15 protein-coding genes and 1 other RNA gene are annotated in these 18,808 nt (G+C 65.3%); 2 read left to right on the top strand and 14 right to left on the bottom strand.

The features are described 5' to 3' along the window. Positions 1-341 precede the first annotated feature (341 nt). From ABIC03_RS20575 to rsmH, 12 genes are all read right to left on the bottom strand, one after another. Positions 342-1,328: a D-alanine--D-alanine ligase family protein gene (locus ABIC03_RS20575; protein ID WP_354060517.1), complete on the bottom strand. Its 987-nt coding sequence runs from the start codon at positions 1,326-1,328 to the stop codon at positions 342-344. 109 nt (positions 1,329-1,437) lie between these two features. Further along, positions 1,438-2,358: a UDP-N-acetylmuramate dehydrogenase gene (murB, locus tag ABIC03_RS20570; RefSeq protein ID WP_354060515.1), complete on the bottom strand. Its 921-nt coding sequence runs from the start codon at positions 2,356-2,358 to the stop codon at positions 1,438-1,440. Between the two features lie 4 nt (positions 2,359-2,362). Then, complete coding sequence (murC, locus tag ABIC03_RS20565; protein WP_354060513.1) at positions 2,363-3,766, bottom strand: UDP-N-acetylmuramate--L-alanine ligase; 1,404 nt, start codon at positions 3,764-3,766, stop codon at positions 2,363-2,365. Between the two features lie 137 nt (positions 3,767-3,903). Beyond that, positions 3,904-5,004: an undecaprenyldiphospho-muramoylpentapeptide beta-N-acetylglucosaminyltransferase gene (murG, locus tag ABIC03_RS20560; protein WP_354060511.1), complete on the bottom strand. Its 1,101-nt coding sequence runs from the start codon at positions 5,002-5,004 to the stop codon at positions 3,904-3,906. A gap of 111 nt (positions 5,005-5,115) precedes the next feature. Then, the gene (ftsW, locus tag ABIC03_RS20555; protein ID WP_018454238.1) at positions 5,116-6,267 is read right to left on the bottom strand and encodes a putative lipid II flippase FtsW; all 1,152 of its coding nucleotides are present in this window, start codon (positions 6,265-6,267) and stop codon (positions 5,116-5,118) included. A 227-nt stretch (positions 6,268-6,494) separates the two neighbouring features. Beyond that, positions 6,495-7,895, bottom strand: a complete 1,401-nt coding sequence (gene murD / locus ABIC03_RS20550) for a UDP-N-acetylmuramoyl-L-alanine--D-glutamate ligase (RefSeq protein WP_354060508.1) — start codon at positions 7,893-7,895, stop codon at positions 6,495-6,497. 7 nt (positions 7,896-7,902) lie between these two features. After that, positions 7,903-9,006, bottom strand: a complete 1,104-nt coding sequence (mraY, locus tag ABIC03_RS20545) for a phospho-N-acetylmuramoyl-pentapeptide-transferase (RefSeq protein WP_106945343.1) — start codon at positions 9,004-9,006, stop codon at positions 7,903-7,905. Positions 9,007-9,170: 164 nt separating this feature from the next. Continuing rightward, positions 9,171-10,550, bottom strand: a complete 1,380-nt coding sequence (locus tag ABIC03_RS20540) for a UDP-N-acetylmuramoyl-tripeptide--D-alanyl-D-alanine ligase (protein WP_354060506.1) — start codon at positions 10,548-10,550, stop codon at positions 9,171-9,173. Next, positions 10,547-12,019 carry a UDP-N-acetylmuramoyl-L-alanyl-D-glutamate--2,6-diaminopimelate ligase gene (locus ABIC03_RS20535; protein ID WP_354060504.1) on the bottom strand — a complete coding sequence of 491 codons (1,473 nt, stop codon included), beginning with the start codon at positions 12,017-12,019 and terminating at the stop codon, positions 10,547-10,549. Before ABIC03_RS20535 ends, ABIC03_RS20540 begins: the two co-directional genes overlap by 4 nt. A gap of 84 nt (positions 12,020-12,103) precedes the next feature. Then, positions 12,104-13,858 carry a peptidoglycan D,D-transpeptidase FtsI family protein gene (locus tag ABIC03_RS20530; RefSeq protein ID WP_354060502.1) on the bottom strand — a complete coding sequence of 585 codons (1,755 nt, stop codon included), beginning with the start codon at positions 13,856-13,858 and terminating at the stop codon, positions 12,104-12,106. Next, entirely contained in the window at positions 13,855-14,247 is a 393-nt protein-coding gene (gene ftsL, locus ABIC03_RS20525) for a cell division protein FtsL (RefSeq protein WP_354060500.1), read from the bottom strand. The genes ABIC03_RS20530 and ftsL overlap by 4 nt, the downstream gene beginning before the upstream one ends. 3 nt (positions 14,248-14,250) lie before the next feature. Then, positions 14,251-15,240: a 16S rRNA (cytosine(1402)-N(4))-methyltransferase RsmH gene (gene rsmH, locus ABIC03_RS20520; protein ID WP_354060498.1), complete on the bottom strand. Its 990-nt coding sequence runs from the start codon at positions 15,238-15,240 to the stop codon at positions 14,251-14,253. 523 nt (positions 15,241-15,763) lie between these two features. Here rsmH and ABIC03_RS20515 point away from each other — a divergent pair. Next, positions 15,764-16,546, top strand: a complete 783-nt coding sequence (locus tag ABIC03_RS20515; protein WP_275173891.1) for an N-acetylmuramoyl-L-alanine amidase — start codon at positions 15,764-15,766, stop codon at positions 16,544-16,546. Positions 16,547-16,619: 73 nt separating this feature from the next. Here the strand turns inward: ABIC03_RS20515 and ABIC03_RS20510 are convergent, their stop codons facing one another. Next, a complete protein-coding gene (locus ABIC03_RS20510; RefSeq protein ID WP_354060496.1) occupies positions 16,620-17,852 on the bottom strand; it encodes an RNA polymerase sigma factor in 1,233 nt (410 codons plus the stop codon). Between the two features lie 22 nt (positions 17,853-17,874). After that, positions 17,875-18,228, bottom strand: a complete 354-nt coding sequence (locus ABIC03_RS20505) for a YciI family protein (protein ID WP_018454229.1) — start codon at positions 18,226-18,228, stop codon at positions 17,875-17,877. Between the two features lie 149 nt (positions 18,229-18,377). On the opposite strand from ABIC03_RS20505, the gene rnpB reads away from it, so the two are divergent. Beyond that, an RNA gene (gene rnpB, locus ABIC03_RS20500) (RNase P RNA component class A) lies at positions 18,378-18,804 on the top strand. Positions 18,805-18,808 lie beyond the last annotated feature (4 nt).

The following is an 18,808-nucleotide window of genomic DNA, read 5'->3' as shown; positions in this document are numbered from 1 at the left end:
TCGTCAACAGTTTGCCCGCGACATCGCGCGGGTCCTGGCGAACATGACGTCTCGGACTTGCCGGGCCGGGTGCTGGTCTTCAGCAGAAGAAAACCTCTCCCCTTCAGAGCGTTCGTCGGAGGTGACAACACCCGCAACGGTCCACGCGCCGGCAGCCAAAGCGTCATATGCGCCGCCAGCGTTAACCTTCGGACGTCCTGGTAAACAAAAGGTAAAGTTCGTTAACGACGTGAGCTTTTTGCCCAGGCCTGTGAGGCATTTATGCCGCAATATCCGGCATTTTACCGGTTTTGGGTTCCAAAACCGGCCGTTTCGCCGATTCGGCCGTTAACCAGTCCTAATTATTTTCGCACACCGGCCACGGCGAGCTCGACCAGGCCGCGCAGGAAGTCGACGAACTCGATGCCCTCGGCCTTCAGCGCCTTGGGGTAGAGCGAGGACTTGGTCAGGCCGGGCAGCGTGTTGGTTTCGAGATAGACCAGCCCCTTGTCCGAGACGATGAAGTCCGAACGGGAATAGCCGGTGCACGACATCGCCCGGTGCGCCAGCATCGCCTGCTGCTTCAGCGCCGCGGTGATCTCCGCCGTGAAGCGGCCTGGACAGATCTCCTGAGTCGAATTCAAAAGATATTTTGCCGCGTAGTCGAAACTGCCCTCGCCCGGAATGATCTCGATCGGCGGCAGCGAGATGATCGAGCCATCCGGCCGCTCCAGCACGCCGCAGGTCGCCTCGACGCCGGCGATGTAGGGCTCGATCACGTACTCTTCGTGCTTCGCGGCATTGCGGACGGCGACGAGATCCTGCCTGGCGTTGACGAAGATCAGGCCGTAGCTCGAGCCATCCCTGGCGGGCTTTGCGATCAGCCGGCCGTATTCGGCGAAGGCCTCGTCGATCTGGTCCAGCGCAACGTTGGCCGGCGGTGTCACGCCGCCGAGCGCAGCGAAATGCTTGGCTGCGATCTTGTCGAACGCGAGATGCGAGGAGGCCGAGCCCGATCCGGTGAAAGGCACGCCACGCGCCTCGCACATCACCTGCAATTCGCCGTTCTCGGCACGCCCGCCATGCAGGCCGAGCACCAGCACGCGGTTCTCCCCCCCGGCCTGGTCGAGCGCCTGCTCCAACGGAATGCCTGACGTGCCCGGCTTGAATTCATCCTCGAACGGACGGGCATGTTCGAGCAGCTGTCTGGACTGCACGACATGCACCTTGTCCTCGACATCCCACCACCAGAGATCGGCCTCGGGCAGCGCCTGATGCAGCGCCTGGGCTGAAGCGACCGAAACCAGACGTTCGCGGTTGGAGCCGCCGAAGAGGATGGTGATGCGCATGTTCTTTGGTCCGTCACCTGTCTGTGTTCGTCATTCCGGGGCGATGCGAAGCATCAAACCCGGAATCTCGAGATTCCGGGCTCTCGCTTCGCGAGCCCCGGAATGACACTCACGCGGGAATTCCGATCCGCTTGATTTCCCAGTGTAGCTCAATTCCGGAATTCGTCTTCACCCGTTCACGAACGGTCTCGCCCAGCGTCTCGATGTCGTGCGCGGTGGCATTGCCCGTGTTGATCAGGAAATTGCAGTGCATCTCGGACACCTCGGCGCCGCCGACGCGCAAACCGCGGCAGCCGGCGGCATCGACCAGCTTCCAGGCGGAATGGCCGGGCGGGTTCTTGAACGTCGAGCCGCCGGTCTTTTCGCGGATCGGCTGCGCGGTCTCGCGATGGCTCTGCACTTCCGCCATGCGCGCGCGGATCGCCTCGGCATCCCTGATCTCGCCGCGGAAACGCGCGGATGTGAAGATGATGGAGGGATCGACGCCGCTGTTGCGGTAGACGAACTTCATGTCGGCATTGGAGAAGACGTGCTTCGTGCCGTCGCGCCCGATGCCTCGCGCCTCGATCAACACGTCCTTGGTCTCGCCGCCGTTGGCGCCTGCATTCATGCGCAGCGCGCCGCCGACCGTGCCGGGAATGCCGAAATAGAATTCGAGGCCGCCGATATTGGCTGACGCGGCGACTTCCGCCACGCGCTTGTCGAGCGCGGCCGCGCCCGCGGTGACGACATCGCCACTCGCGCTCGCCTCGCCGAAGGCGCGCGGCGCCAGACGGACCACCACGCCCGCAATGCCGCCGTCGCGCACGATCAGGTTGGAGCCGACGCCGACGACATAGACCGGAATGTCGCTTGCGAGATGCGCGAGGAAGTAGGCGAGATCGTCCTCGTCCGCCGGCGTGAACAGCACCTGCGCCGGACCGCCGACGCGAAACCAGGTGAGTTCGGCCAGCGACTGGTTCGCCAGCAGCCGGCCGCGAAGGTCGGGCATCGCGGCTTTGAGCGAGGGTGTGATGTCGGGGAAGCCCACTGCCCTATCCCAGCGCCTTCAATTCGCCCGGCAAGGCATACGCCCATTGCGTGATGTTGCCGGCGCCAAGGCACACGACGAGATCGCCCGACTTCGCCACCCCCTTGACGATGCCGGCGAGATCGGAGGCTGCCGGCAGCGGGATCACCTCGCGGTGGCCGTGGGCGCGCAGGCCCGCGGCGAAATGGTCGCGGTCGATGCCCTCGATCGGCGTCTCGCCCGCGGCATAGACCTCGGCGACGATCACCGCATCCGCATCGTTGAAACAGGTGCAGAATTCCTCGAACAGCGACTGCAGGCGGGTATAGCGATGCGGCTGCACCACGGCGACGATCTTGCCGTTGGTGGATTCCCGCGCCGCCTTCAGCACCGCCGCGATCTCGACCGGATGATGGCCGTAATCGTCGATGACGGTGACGCCGTTCCATTCGCCGGTCTTGGTGAAGCGGCGCTTGACGCCGCCGAAGCCGGCAATCGCCTTGCGGATCGCCTCGTCCGACACGCCGAGCTCGCGCGCGACCGCAATCGCGGCGGTCGCGTTGGAGGCATTGTGGCGTCCCGGCATCGGCAGCATGAGATCGGCGATCTCGTGCACGGCGCCCGTCTTGCGATCTCGGAACGCAACCTTGAACTTCGATCCGCCGCCCGTCGGGGTCAGGTCGACGAAGCGCACATCGGCCTGCGAATTCTCGCCATAGGTGATGATGCGCCGATCCTCGATCTTTCCGATAAGAGTCTGCACCACGGGATGATCGATGCACATCGCGGCGAAGCCATAGAACGGCAGGTTCTCGACGAAATGGCGAAAGGCGTCCTGCACTGCCTCGAAGGTCTTGAAGTGATCGAGATGCTCGGGATCGACATTGGTGACGATCGCAACCTCGGTCGGCAGCTTCAGGAACGTGCCGTCGCTCTCGTCCGCTTCGACCACCATCCAGTCGCCCGCACCGAGACGCGCGTTGGAGCCATAGGCATTGATGATGCCGCCGTTGATGACGGTGGGATCGAGGCCGCCGGCGTCGAGCAGCGTCGCAACCATCGTGGTCGTGGTGGTCTTGCCGTGGGTGCCGGCGATGGCGACGCAGCTCTTCAGCCGCATCAGCTCGGCCAGCATCTCGGCGCGGCGCACCACCGGAATGCGCCGTTCGCGCGCCGCCGTCAGTTCCGGATTGTCACGCTTGATGGCGGTGGAGACCACGACGACCTCGGCGCCGTCGACGTTCTCCGCCTTATGGCCGACCGAGACCCTCGCGCCGTTCTTGCGGAGACGGTCGAGATTGTAATTGTCGGAGGCGTCCGAGCCCTGCACGGTATAGCCGAGATTGAGCAGCACCTCGGCGATGCCGCTCATGCCGATCCCGCCGATCCCGACGAAGTGGATGGGTCCGATCTCGCGCGGCAGTCTCATGGCGTATCCCGCAGTTCCCTCGTCATGCCCGGGCTTGTCCCGAGCATCCACGAATCCTAGCGTCTTTCTTGCAAGACGTGGATGGCCGGGACAAGCCCGGCCATGACGGTAAAACTATGGAAATTCCACGTTTGGCGTCAGATTCCCGCGATTTTGGCTACCAGATCGGCCAGCCGCTCCGCTGCGTCGAGCCGGCCGGCGCCACGGGCGGCCTGCGCCATGGCGGCAAGGCGCGCGGGCTCGGCGGCGAAGGCGGAGATCTCGGCGGCGAGGCGATCGGAGGAAAACTCGGTTTGCGGAATGCGGATCGCACCGTCGACCTTGGCCAGCACGCCGGCATTGGCGAACTGGTCCTGGTCGATCGCACCCGGCAGCGGCACCAGGATCGAGGGCCGCCCGATCGCGGCGAGTTCGGCCACGGTGCCGGCGCCTGAGCGCGACACCACCAGATGATTGGAGGCGAGCCGAGCCGGCAGATCGGTGAAAAACGGCGCGAGCTCGGCCTTGATCTTCAGTCTGTCGTAGACCGCACGCACGCGCGCCATGTCCTCGTCGCGCACCTGCTGGGTGAGCACAAGCCGGCTCCACAGTGCAGGCTCGAGGCGCTCGATCGCGCCCGGCACGATGTCGGCCATGATGCGCGCGCCCTGGCTGCCGCCGACGACGAGCAGGCGCAGCGGACCGTTCGCTTCAGGCGCAGCATATGGCACGCCAGCTGCGGCGAGAATCGCCGGACGCATCGGCGTGCCGACCGTCGTGGTCTTGCCTGATAGCGCCGGATCGCGATCGAGCACGCCGGGCAATGATGTCGCAATGGCGCGGACGCGGCTCGACAGAAACCGGTTGGCGCGGCCGAGCACGGCATTGGCGTCATGGATGATGCCGGGCACGCCGGCGAATCTTGCGGCGACCAGCGGCGGCAGCGTCGGATAGCCGCCGAAGCCGACGACAGCGACCGGCTTCAATCGCTTGATCAGGCTGTAGGCGGACAGCGTGCCGGCCGCCAGAGTCAGGCCGGCATAGGCGAGCTGCAGCGGATTGCGTCCACGCGCAGTCTCGCTCGAGACCACGTCGATCATGTCCTTGGTGAACAGCCCGCTGTAGCGCAGCGCGCGCTCGTCCGTCACGAGGCGGACGCGGAATCCGCGCCGGATCAGCTCGACGCCGAGCGCCTCGGCCGGAAACAAATGGCCGCCGGTGCCGCCCGCGGCGAGAAGAATCAGGGGGGATGTGTCCATGGCGACGAGTTTTACAATGTCTCTCCCATCATTGCGAGCGAAGCGAAGCAATCCAGACTGCCACCGCGGAGGGATTCTGGATTGCTTCGCTTCGCTCGCAATGACGAAAAACTACGCGTAGCTGCGCATCGCCTCGGCGTGGCCGCTTGCCTCGACCTCGGTGCGCGGGCGCAGCCGCGTCAGCGCCAGCATCATGCCGACGCCGTAGGCCAGCGACACGATCGAGGAGCCGCCATAGGAGATGAAGGGCAGCGTCATGCCCTTGGCGGGGATGAGCTGGAGATTGACCGACATATTGATCGCGGCCTGCACGCCGAACAGGATCGCAAGACCCGAGGCAGCGAAGCGCGAGAACATGTCCTCGTTGGCATAGGCGCGCGACAGCGTGCGGATGACGACGAAAGCAAACAGTGCCAGCATCGCGAGGCACAGGATGATGCCGAACTCTTCGGCGGCAACCGCGAACACGAAGTCGGTGTGGCTGTCCGGCAGGCTGCGCTTGGCAATGCCCTCGCCCGGTCCGAGCCCGAACCAGCCGCCGTTGTAGAAGGCCTCCATGGCGGTATCGACCTGGAAGGTGTCGCCCGAAGCCGGATTCATGAAGCGCTTGATGCGGCCGGCGACGTGCGGAACAAAAAGATAGGCGCTGAACAGTCCGGCGGCGCCGAGGCCGGCGAGCCCGAACACCCAGATCATCCGCATCCCCGCGATGAAAAACAGCGAGCCCCACACCATCAGGATCAGCATGGTCTGGCCGAAGTCGGGCTCCATCACCAGCAGCGAGACCAGCATCAAGAGCAGCACCAGCGCCATCGAGGTCGCCGGCATTTCTGGTCGCCTAGTGGATTCCGCGAACAGCCAGGCGGCCATGACGACGAACGACGGCTTTGCGATCTCGGAGGCCTGGATATTGAGGCCGAGCAGCGTGATCCAGCGCCGCGAGCCCTTTACTTCGGGGCCGATCGCGAGCGTCAGCACGATCAGGACGATGCTGACCGCAAAGATGATCAGCGCCGAGCGACGGATCGCCCGCGGCGACAGGAAGGACACCCCGAGCAGCACGATGCAGGACGGCACCAGGAACAGCACGTGGCGGCTGAAGAAGTGGAAGGGATCGAGCCCGATGCGGGTCGCAACCGGCGGGCTCGCCGCCAGCGACAGGATCACGCCCGTCAGCATCAGTGCGAGAATGGCACCCATCAGCGGCTTGTCGACGGTCCACCACCACTCGGAAAAGGGGGTGCGTTCTTCACGGGAGAGCATGGCGGCCGCTTTCGGACAGAGGTCGGTCCATTGGTCGCTGAGGTTGGTTACCGGGGGGTTAAGGAATCGCGGATGATCTCAGCCGTCGCCGCAAAACACACTGTCATGCCCCGGCTCGACCGGGGCATCCAGTACGCCGCAGCCCCTCGGCTCAAGCGCCGCCTCTGGAATACTGGGTCGCCCGGTCAAGCCGGGCGACGACAGCGGAGCAAGAACCAGCAGCGTCCCTACACCACCGGCTTCACGCCAGGCAGCGCCTGCACCAGGTCGCGGAACCTGGTGCCGCGGATCTCGAAATTGCGATACTGGTCGAAGGAGGCGCAGGCGGGTGACAGCAGCACGACCGCGTCGGTGATCCCCGACGCTTCCGCATCGCGTGCGGCTTGCTCGACGGCGACGTCGAGGGTCTGGCTGATCTCGTGCGGCACTTGCGTGCCCAGCGTCCCCGAAAACTCCTGCGCGGCCTCGCCGATCAGATAGGCTTTTCGGATGCGCGGGAAGTAGCCGGTGAGGCCCGTAATGCCGCCGGCCTTCGGCTTGCCCCCCGCGATCCAGAAGATGTCGGAGAAGGACGACAGCGCATGCGCGGTGGCGTCCGCATTGGTGCCCTTGGAGTCGTTGACGAACAGCACGTTGCCGCGGCGGCCGACCTGCTCCATCCGATGTGCAAGGCCGGGAAAGCTGCGCAGTCCGTTCTGCAAGACATCGAGGCCGATCCCCATCGCGAGCGCGGCGGCGGCCGCGCACGCCGCGTTCTGCGCATTGTGCTGGCCGCGCAGCGAGCCGATGCCGCCGAGTTTTGCGATTTCGCTGCGCGCGCCACCCGCGGTGCGCACGATGGTGCCATGCTCGACATGGATGCCGGAGGCCAGCGGATTTCTGACCGAGATGCGCACCACATTCTTGCCGGCGCGATCGAGCCGGTCGGCGATATCGCGGCAAAAACCGTCATCGACCCCGACGATCGCCGTGCCACCCGGCTGCACACCGGCAACCAGGCGCTCCTTCACCGCGGCGTAGTGCGCGATGGTGCCATGGCGATCGATGTGGTCCTCGCTGACATTGAGCAGAATACCGACGGAGGGATCGAGCGAGGGCGTGAGGTCGATCTGGTAGGACGACATCTCGATGACGTGGACGCGGCCCATGCGCGGCGGCTCCAGCGACAGGATCGCGGTGCCGATATTGCCGCCCATCTGGGTGTCGTAGCCGGCGACCTTGGTCAGATGCGCGATCAACGCCGTTGTGGTCGATTTGCCATTGGTGCCGGTGATGGCGACGAACGGCGCATCCGGCGCGTGCCGGCGCCGTTCGCGGCAGAACAGCTCGATGTCGCCGATCACCTCGATAGCGGCCTCGCGTGCCTTCAGCACGCTCCAATGCGGCACCGGATGGGTAAGTGGCACACCGGGCGCGAGCACCAGCGCGGCGAAATTCGTCCAGGAGACGTTGCGCAAATCAGCCGTGATGAAGCCCGCTTGCGCGGCCTTGGCGACATTCTCGGCATTGTCATCGGCGGCGATCACCTCGGCGCCGCCCGCCTTCAACGCGTGACAGGAGGCGAGCCCCGAGCCGCCGAGGCCGAACACCGCGACCGTCTTGCCGGCAAAGGACGTGACCGGGATCATCGAGCGGTCACCGCAGCTTCAACGTGGACAGGCCGGCGAGCGCCAGCATCACAGAAATGATCCAGAACCGGATCACGATCTGCGGCTCGGTCCAGCCGAGCTGCTCGAAATGGTGATGGATCGGCGCCATCCGGAAGATGCGTTTTCCCGTCATCTTGAACGACACCACCTGAACGATGACGGAGACCGCCTCCAGCACGAACAGGCCGCCGATCACCGCGAGCACGATCTCGTGCTTCACCGCGACCGCGATCGCACCCAGCATGCCGCCGAGCGCGAGCGAGCCGGTGTCGCCCATGAAGATCGAGGCCGGCGGCGCGTTGAACCAGAGGAAGCCGAGGCCCGCGCCCAGCAGGGCGCCGCAGAGCACCGCGAGCTCACCGGTGCCGGCGACATATTTGATCTGGAGGTAATCGGCGAACACCGCGTTGCCGGCGAGATAGGCGATCATCGCAAAGCTCGCGGTCGCGATCATCACGGGCACGATGGCAAGGCCGTCGAGACCGTCGGTGAGGTTCACCGCATTGCCGGCGCCGACGATGACGAAGGCGCCGAAGATGACGAAGAACCAGCCGAAATGCAGCACGGTGTCCTTCAGGAAAGGAATCGTCAGCGCGGTCGACGCGGGATCGCGGTTCAGCCGCACCAGCGCGTAGCAGGCAACCAGCGCGATCGCCGCCTCGATCAGCAGGCGAAGCTTGCTGCCGAACCCGGTCGTGGTCTGCTTGGTCACCTTGAGATAATCGTCATAGAAGCCGACGAAGCCGAAGCCGAGCGTCACCGCCAGCACGATCCAGACGTAAGGATTGAGCGGATTGGCCCACAGCACCGTGCCGACCGTGAGGCCGGACAGGATCATCAGCCCACCCATGGTGGGCGTGCCTTTCTTGGCGAGATGCGATTGCGGACCATCGGCCCGGATCGGCTGCCCCTTGCCTTGCCGGATGCGCAGATGGTCGATGATCCAGGGGCCGAACAGGAACACGAACAGCGCGCCGGTGACGACGGCGCCGCCGGTGCGGAAGGTGATGTAGCGGAAGACGTTCAGGAAGGTGCGAACGGCACCGAAGCCCGGAAATGTGTTGGAGAGCTCGATCAACCAGTAAAACATTCAGACGGTCCTATGGCGCCTTTGCACGCGCCTTGATCTTGGCCTTGTCAACCTGCCTCACGCGCATTCGCTGGTCTTCATCATGGGGTCGGGCGACCTCTAAAGAAAACGAACGGCTTCGCGCCGGAAACGGTGGGATTCGGGAACAGCGCCTTCCAAGCAGTTTACGCCCTTGCCTGCAAGGCGGCCACTAGGCCCGGTACAAACTTGTTGACCCAGAACATCTTCTTGCTGCCCTTGACAACCACGACATCGCCTGCCCTCAGCAGATTTGCGACCTCGCCCGGCTTCAGCGTGACGGGGTCGCTGTGCCAGCCGAGACCCTTGCCGGCTGGAAGCATCTCGAAAAGGTGACGCATCAGGGGCCCGACGCAATAGACCCCGTCAATGCCGTCGAGATGCCTGGCGAGGTCGGTGTGGTAGGCCGGCGCGCCGGCGCCCAGCTCCAGCATGTCTCCGAGCACCGCAATGCGGCGGCCGCCGGTCGTGTTGCGCGCCTGCAGGCTTTGCAGCGCGGCAGCCACGCTGGCCGGATTGCCGTTGAAGCTGTCGTCGATCACGGTGATGCCGCCGACGGCCTGCTCCACGCCACGGCCGGTCATGATGCCGACCCGGTCGAGCTTGATTGCAAGCGTCGCCGCATCGAGGTTCGCCGCACGGATCGATGCGAGCGCCGCGAGCGCATTCTGGACGCGGTGCGGCGCGCCCGGCGTCAGGCTGAACGCGATCTCTTTCTTGCCGAGCGCGGCCACGACCTGCCAGCTGTCGCCATGCGGCGCGTGCGCGACCTCGTGCACCTCGGCTTTGTCGCCGAAGCGTATGACCTTGCCCTTCCAGTCCGGCGCCTTGATCCCGGCGGGCAGCACCAGCACGCCTTCCGGGGGCAGGCCGAGCGCAATCGACACCTTCTCGCGGCGGATGGCTTCAAGCGAACCGAGCTTCTCCAGATGCACCGGCTGGACGTTGACGACGAGCGCGACTGTCGGCCGCGTCAGTTCGCTGAGCCGCGCGATTTCGCCGGCCTGGTTCATGCCCATCTCGACGACCCAGAGACTGGCATCGGGCCGCGCATTGCACAGCGTCAGCGGCACGCCCCAGAAATTGTTGAAGCTCGACGGGCTGGCATAGGCATTGGGGTAGGCCGCGAGGAATTCCTTGGTGCTGGTTTTGCCCGCGCTGCCGGTGAGCCCGATCACCGGCCCGTTGAAGCGCGCACGTGCCGCGCGCGCAAGGCCCCAGAGACCGTCGATCAGCGTGTCCTTGACCACGATCTGGGGAATGCGGATGCCCGCGATCTCGTGCGGCACGATCATCGCGACCGCGCCGGAAGCCTCCGCCTTGTCCGCGAACTCCCAACCGTCGCGCGCGCTGGCGAAGGCCGAGATGAAGCCGCCGCTCGGCGTGCCGCTGAGCGCCACGAACAGGCTGCCCGGTTTCACCAGCCGGCTGTCCTGGGTGACGAAGTCGATCGGTGTATCCGGGAACGATCCGACAGCGCCCAGCGCGCGCGCCACTTCGGCCACCGTCCATATTGGCGCGCTCATGCAATCCTCGACGCTAGTGCGGCGGCGACCGCCTCGTGATCACTGAAGGGCAAAACCTCTCCGCCGACGATCTGCCCGGTCTCGTGGCCCTTCCCGGCGATGAGCAGCGCATCGCCATCTTGCAATTCCTCGATCGCGGTGCGGATCGCCGCAGCGCGGTCGCCGATTTCGCGGGCGCCCTTCGCAGTGGCCAGGATTTCGCCGCGGATGGATTCCGGTTTCTCGCTGCGAGGATTGTCGTCGGTGACGATGATTCCGTCGGCGTTGCCGGCCGCGATCTCGCCCATGATCGGACGCTTGCCGGCATCGCGGTCGCCGCCGGCACCGAACACGACGACCAGCCTGCGCCTGGCGTAGGGACGCAGCGCCTGCAGCGCCTTGGCCAGCGCGTCGGGCTTGTGCGCGTAATCGACGAAGATCGGCGCGCCGTTGCGCTCGCCGACACGCTCCAACCGGCCCTTGGCGCCTTCGAGACCTTCGAGGGTCGCGAACACGTTTGCGGCGTCGCTGCCTGTGCCGATCGCAAGACCGGCCGACACCAGCGCATTCTCGATCTGGAATTCGCCGACCAGCGGCAGCCGGATCGCATACCGCTTGCCGCGATGTTCGAGCGCGAGCACTTGCGAAAACCCTTCGACCTCCGCACCCGCGAGACGAATGCCCTCGCCTGCCCCGTCGCCGTTGCGACCGACCGCCATCACGCGCAAGCCGCGCGAATTCGCAGCACTGATTGCCTCCGCCGAGCAATCATGATCGGCGGAGATCACGGCCGCGCCTCCCGGCGGCACAAGTTCGCGGAACAGCCTGAGCTTGGCCGCGAGATAATGCGCGACGGTCCGATGGTAGTCCATGTGGTCGCGCGAGAGATTGGTGAAGCCGCCGGCGGACACGCGCACGCCGTCGAGGCGATACTGATCGAGTCCGTGCGAGGAGGCCTCGAAGGCGAGATGCGTGACGCCCTCGCGCGCGATCTCGTCGAGTTGCCGGTGCAGCGCGATCGGATCGGGCGTCGTCAGCGAGCCGTAGACGGTACGCTTCGGCGAGACCAGGCCGATGGTTCCGATGCTGGCGGAAGCGTGCCCGAGCCTCTCCCAGATCTGCCGGGTGAATGCGGCGACCGAGGTCTTGCCGCTGGTGCCGGTCACCGCCGCAATGGTCGCGGGTTGCGCGGGGTAGAATCTTGCCGCGGCGAGCGCCAGCGCGCGGCGCGGATTGGCGACTGTGATGAACGGCACCTTGCAGCCATCAGGCGCATGGTCGCCGACGACCGCCAACGCGCCTGCGGCAATCGCGGCATCGATGAAACGCGCACCGTCGGTCTTGCTGCCCGCAAGTGCGAAGAAGAGATCACCCGGCTTGACCGCGCGGCTGTCGAGGGCAACGCCGCTCACGTCGAGCGCCGCGACCGCGGGCTCAATTGCGGCATCATTACCCTGAACGTCCTGATCGAGGAGGTCGCGCAGCTTCATGGTCTTCCAGTCGACATGCCGGACCGGATCGCCGAATCTCCAGGGAAATCCCGACTCAGCAGCGGCAACGGCCCACCCGGTTGATTACTGGGTTGTCCTGGATGCTGCAAGAATAAGGCGCTCAGACGGCGGCAGGTCGAACCGCGGTTCGACGCCCAGAAGCGGGGCGATCCGCTCGATCACCTTGCCGCCGGTCGGCACCGCGTTCCAGCCCGAGGTGATGAAACCCTTTGTTTCGGGAATCGCCTGGGGCTCGTCCAGCATGATCAGGATCTGATATTTCGGATCGTCGCAGGGCATGATCGCGGTGAAGGAGTTGAGCACCCGCTTCTTGGCATAGCGGCCGTTGATAACCTTCTCGGACGTGCCGGTCTTGCCGCCAACGTAGTAACCCTTGACGTCAGCGGTCTTGGCGGTGCCGATTTCGGCATTGAGCCGCATCAGGAACCGCATCTTGTCGCTGGTCTCGGTCCTGATGACGCGCTTGGCCATCGCCGCCGCTTCGGACTCGCTGCGCTTCATGAAGGTCGGCGGAATCAGATAGCCGCCGTTCACCAGCGCATTGATGCCCATCACCGCCTGCAGCGGCGCCACCGACATGCCCTGGCCGAACGCGATGGTCACCGTGTTCAGCTCGCCCCAGCGGCGCGGTATCAGCGGAGCCGCACTCTCCGGCAGTTCGGTGCGCAACCGTGTCAACTGGCCCATCTTGGCGAGGAATGCCTTGTGGGCCTCGACGCCCTGCCCCAGCGCGATCCGCGCGGCGCCGATATTGGACGAGAACGTGAACACTTCCTTGGTGTTGATAAAGCGTCCGAGCGGATGGCTGTCGTGGATGGTGAACTTGCCGTAGTGCAGGTTTCCGCGTGCATCCCACGACGTGTTCAAATTGATCTTGCCGGAGTCGAGCGCCATCGCCAGCGTGAACGCCTTGAAGGTCGAGCCCATCTCGTAGACGCCGGTGGTCAGGCGATTGATGCGGTCGGGATCGTGCGCTTCCTTCGGATTGTTTGGGTCGAAATCCGGAAGCGAAACCATCGCCACGATCTCTCCGGTCTTGACGTTGGAGACGATGCCGGAGGCGGCCTTGGTGTGATATTTCTCCTTGGCCTTCAGCAACTCGTCACGCAGTGCGTGCTCGACGCGTAGATCGACCGAGAGCTCGATCGGCTTTTGCAGCCGGTCGGTGGCAAAGCCCGCCCGGTGGAGATCGGCCAGCCCTTGATTGTCGAGCCACTTCTCCATGCCGGCGATGCCCTGATTGTCGATATTGACGAGACCGATGAGGTGGGCAACCTCGTTGCCGGTTGGATAAACGCGCTTGTTCTCGCGCAGGAAGCCGATGCCGGGAATGCCGAGCTTGTGGATATCCTGCTGCTGCTTCGCCGTGATTTCGCGCTTGAGCCAAACGAAGCCCTTGCGCGTCTTCAGGCGCTCGCGCACCTCGGCCTCGTCGAGGTCGGGCACGGTGGCGGTCAGAAGCTCGATCGCCTCATCCTTGTCGATGATGCGGCGCGGCTCGCCGAACAGGCTCGACGCCTTGACGTCGGTCGCGAGGATCGCGCCGTTGCGATCGACGATGTCGGGCCGCGCGGTCGCGACCACCTCCTGCGCCGCGGCGCGGCGCGCGCCGTGGGCGTCGGCGCCGATCGCGAACATCACGAGCCGGCCGCCGATCAGGGCGTAGACCGCGCCGAAGGCGAGCATCGCCAGGCCGACGCGCGCCCGCGCCTTGGCCGCACGATCGACGTTGCGCCCATAAAGCAGGCTGCGGATCAGCCGTTGCCGCCAAGGCTCGGTCCGCTTTTCTGCAGGCTTGGCCGGGGTCACAGCACTCATGGCTTGTCCTCGGGCTGAGGCACGGAGCCCGTCACATTATCGGGATCGCTGGCGGCTTCGATGGTATTGAGCATGGCGCCGATCGGATCCGGCTCGCCCGGCCTGAACATCCGCGGCGGACGCTCGGCCAAATTCTTCAGTGAATCATACTGCGTGCCGTTGACCGGCTTGAGCTGCAGATGGCGGTCGGACAGGCCTTGCAGGCGCAGGGGCGCATCGAGCTTGGCCCATTCGGAGCGCAGCGCCGCGATCGCATCGCGCTGCTCGCGGATCTCCGCATGCAGCCGCAGCACCTTTTCGGTGCGCGCCGTGGAGTCCATCTTGATCCGGTAGACATGGGCCGCCGCGAAGATCAGCGCACCGATGACGAGGAGGTGGATGAAGCGCATGCGCTAGCCACCTCTCATGATGTCGGAGAGTTTTGGCCAGGACGATTGCTCGCGATCGTCATGCGCAGGCGCCGAGGTGCGCTCGGCGGCGCGAAGTTTTGCCGACCGCGCGCGCGGGTTCTGCGCGACTTCGTCCTCGCCTGCGATCACCGGCCGCCGCGTCAGAAGCTGGAAGCTCGGCACCGCCTGCGACACTTCCGGCAAATGGCGTGAGCCGCCACCTGTCTTGGACCGATCGGCAAGGAAATTCTTGACGATGCGGTCTTCCAGGGAATGGAATGAGACGACCACGAGGCGACCCCCGGGCTTGAGCACACGCTCGGCAGCGATGAGCGCACTCTGGAGCTCCTCGAGCTCTTCGTTGACGAAGATGCGCAGGGCCTGAAACGTCCGCGTCGCCGGGTGAATATCGCCAGGCTTGGAACGAACCACCCTGCCGACGAGATCGGCGAGCGTGCGCGTGGTCGTGAACGGCGACTCCTGCCGGTCCGCGACAATGGCGCGGGCGATGCGACGCGACTGCCGCTCTTCGCCGAGGAGATAGATGATGTCGGCGAGATCGCCTTCCGACGCGCGCGCGACGATGTCGGCCGCAGTCGGGCCTGCCTGCCCCATCCGCATGTCGAGCGGACCATCGAGGCGGAACGAGAAGCCGCGGCCGGCCTGGTCGAGCTGCATCGAGGACACGCCGACGTCCATCACGACGCCGTCGACGCCATCAACGCCTTGAGCCGCGCAGACCTCGGCGAGGTTGGAGAAGCGATCTTCGACGAGCGTCAGCCGCCCCGCGGAGCGTTCGACCAGCTCGGCGCCGCCCTCGATCGCAGTACGGTCGCGATCAATGGCAATCACCCGGGTTCCCGGCACGTCGAGGATCGCGCGGCTGTAGCCGCCGGCACCGAAGGTCGCGTCGATATAAAGGCCGCCCTCGCGCGGGGCGAGGTGGTCGATGGCCTCACGGCCAAGAACGGGGATGTGCGCAGCCGAGCTCATGCGCCAGGCCTGCCAATCGCCCCGCCGGACTCCCAAGTGAGATCGGGGACGAACAAGCTCATAACGCCTCGAATGATTCCGCGTCGCGGCGGTTCCACGACCCAACCCCCGTCCAACATAGTTACCGAGCCCGGTCGTCCCGGGCCACCAACCCAGTATTCCCCTTGGAATTTGTCGGGCAGCCATGGGATTTCGAGCCAAAATACGCTTTGGCCGCCTCCGGACGCGGGTCGGCTCTTCATCTCTCAGTAACGGCCCTTAGCGTTAAGAAAGCGTTGATCGGCTCGCGACAAGTCGAAAAGCTGACGCGGCGGTGATGCTTCATCCACACACATGCGCCAAAATGCATCCGTTAACCCCGTCGCGCGATTGCGCACGGTCGAGGGTAAAGGAATAGTAAAGAGAAGGGCTTGGCCCACTCTCTGTCTGTCTCGAGCTGTTTATGTCGTCCGGTTCGTCCACGCCGTCTGGATCTGATTCGAAGCGTCAACGTGTTCTCCCGGTTCCCAAGGCCGCCGCGAACATGCGGACGTTCGAGCCGGATTCCTCGATCGTCTCCGACATCATCCCTTCACCGAACCATGGCGACCGCAACAAAGGCCGGCAGCCCGATATGATCGTGCTGCACTACACCGGCATGCCCGACGTCGAAGGTGCGCTGGCGCGGCTCTGCTCCGCGGGCACCGAGGTGTCGGCACACTATGTCGTGCTGGAAGACGGCCGCATCGTGCAATGCGTGCCGGAGGCCAGGCGTGCCTGGCATGCCGGCGTCTCGTCCTGGGCCGGCGAGGATGACATCAACTCCTGCTCGATCGGGATCGAGATCGTCAATCGCGGCCACGACTGGGGCTATCCGGAGTTTCCGCTGCGCCAGATCGCCGCCGTGATCGCGCTGTGCCGCGGCATCATGCTCCGCCGCAAGGTGCCCGCGCACCGGGTGCTCGGCCATTCCGACGTGGCGCCCGCGCGCAAGAAAGATCCCGGCGAAAAATTTCCGTGGCATTCGCTGGCCAATTCTGGCGTCGGCCACTGGGTCACGCCCGCGCCGGTCGTGCGCGGCGAGAGCCTGATGCTCGGCACCATCAGCGACGAGGTGCTGAGCCTGCAGCAGGCGCTCGCCCGATACGGCTACGGCGTTCCCCTCACCGGCAAATACGACGCCGCGACCATGGAAGTCGTCACCGCGTTCCAGCGCCATTTCCGCCCGGCGCGACTGGATGGGGTCGCGGATCACTCGACGCTGTCGACCTTGCAGGCGCTGTTGGGGAGTCTCCCTCAGGAGACAACGACTATCGCGACGAAGTGACGGCGACTGCCACACCCCGTCATTGCGAGCGAAGCGAAGCAAGTGCTCCTCGCAATGACGGAGTATGTGGCGACTATTCCATCTCTCTCATTCTTCGCGCATACAGCCGTCGCAGCGGCTCGAGCTGCGTCGCCTCGGTCGCCGTGCGATAGGCCTCGCGCGCCTCCTCATTCCGGCCGAGCCGCCGCAACAAATCCGCCCGCACCGCTGGCAACACCTCATAGCCGTGAAGTCCGCCGCGTGCAGCGGTCGCATCCACGAGATCGAGCGCACGTGCGGGACCATCGACCATCGACACTGCCGCTCCGTGATTCAGCTCGATCACCGGCGACGGATTGATCCGCAGCAGCACTTCATAGAGCCCGGCGATCTGCGGCCAGTCTGTCTGCTCATAGCTCGGCGCGCGCGCATGCAGCGCGGCGATTGCGGCTTGTACTGCATAAGGCTGCGGCCGACCGGGCACGCGCAGTGCGTCGTCCACCAGACGCAGCCCCTCCTCGATCTGTGCACGGTGCCACCGCGAACGATCCTGCTCCTCCAGCAGCACGATGTCGCCGGCGGCGGTCTGGCGCCCTGCGCGGCGCGCATCGTGCAGCAGCATCAGCGCCAGCAGGCCCTTGATCCCGGCGCGATCGGGTAGCAGCCGGTCGAGCAAACGGCCAAGCCTGATCGCCTCGGCCGCAAGATCGGGCCGCATCAAATCCGCACCGGATGTCGCCACATAGCCTTCGGTGAAGACGAGATAGATCACGGCAAGCACACCGTCGAGCCGCGGCACCAGCGTGTCGCGCTCGGGGACCTCATAGGGAATGCCGGCCAGCCTTATCTTTTGCTTGGCGCGGACGAGACGCTGCCCCATCGCCTCCTCAGTGACGAGGAAGGCACGCGCGACCTGCGCCGTGGAGAGCCCGCAGACGGTGCGCAGCGTCAGCGCGACCTGGACTTCGGGCGCAAATGCAGGATGGCAGCAGGTGAAGATCAGCCGCAGCATATCGTCGTCGAGCATTGCCGGCGGCTCGTTGGGCGCTTGCGCGTTCAGCTCGAGCTCGTGCACGAGCGCCTGCTCCTTGCCGCGGAAGACGGCCTGGCGCCTGATACGGTCGATGGCCTTGTGCTTGGCGACATTGACCAGCCACGCACGCGGATTGTCGGGGACCTCGCACGCGGGCCAGCGCTCCAGTGCCACCGCAAAGGCGTCCTGAAGCGCGTCCTCGGCGAGATCGAAATCGCCGACGAGGCGGATCAGCGTGGCCAGCGCCCGCCCCGCCTCGTCGCGGAAGACCTTGTCGATCTCAGACAGTGTCATGCCCCGATGCGCGGCTGCGCCATCACTTGTCGTAGACCCAGATCGGCCGCACCTCGATCGAGCCGATGCGCGCCGACGGAATCCGCGACGCGATCTCGATCGCAGCATCGAGATCCTTGGCCTCCACGAGGTAGTAGCCGCCGAGCTGCTCGCGTGTTTCGGCAAACGGGCCGTCGGTCGTCAGCGTCTTGCCGTCGCGCACGCGGACCGTCGTCGCGGTCGTGGTCGGCTGCAGCCGGTCGCCGGCCTTGAAATTGCCGCTCTGGATGATGCCTTGCGTGAAGGTCTGATATTCCGCCGTCATCTGCTGGCCGGCAGCCGGACGCATATTCGCGTACTCGGCTTCGTTCTGGTAGATCATCAGCAAATACTGCATCGCTTAACTCCTGTTGCACGGCTGGATCGCCGACATCCAGTCGAACGGGACACGCGCCCAACGACATCTTCAGGATAAATTATTTCGGGCGAAGCGGGCATGGCGTTATCGGCTTGCGGAACCGACACAAATGCTTCATGCGTAAGCCGTCAGTCGGCCGGACGGCCGCTCCGGCAAGTGCCGAAAGGCCGCCGGGGAGGAAAGTCCGGGCTCCCTTGACATACGGTGCCGGATAACGTCCGGCGGGGGCGACCCCAGGGAAAGTGCCACAGAGAACGAACCGCCCTGCTTCGCCTTCGGGCTTCGCAGGGTAAGGGTGAAAAGGTGCGGTAAGAGCGCACCGCGGCTGCGGCAACGGAGCCGGCATGGTAAACCCCACCGGGAGCAAAACCGAATAGGGACGGCGTAGCGGGCTGTTCGCGAAAGCGATAACGCCGCGGGGCGATGTCAGGCCCGCCGTCCGGGTAGGTTGCTCGAGGCCATGTGCAAACATGGTCCCAGAGGAATGGCCGTCACGTATCGTTCGCGCAAGCGGACGGTGCCCTACAGAACCCGGCTTACAGGCCGGCTGATATCTTGC

This window comes from Bradyrhizobium sp. RT6a (assembly GCF_040547675.1).
Taxonomy (GTDB): domain Bacteria; phylum Pseudomonadota; class Alphaproteobacteria; order Rhizobiales; family Xanthobacteraceae; genus Bradyrhizobium.
The sequence above is the reverse complement of the archived record's forward strand: the minus strand, read 5'-3'. Positions and strand labels throughout refer to the sequence as shown.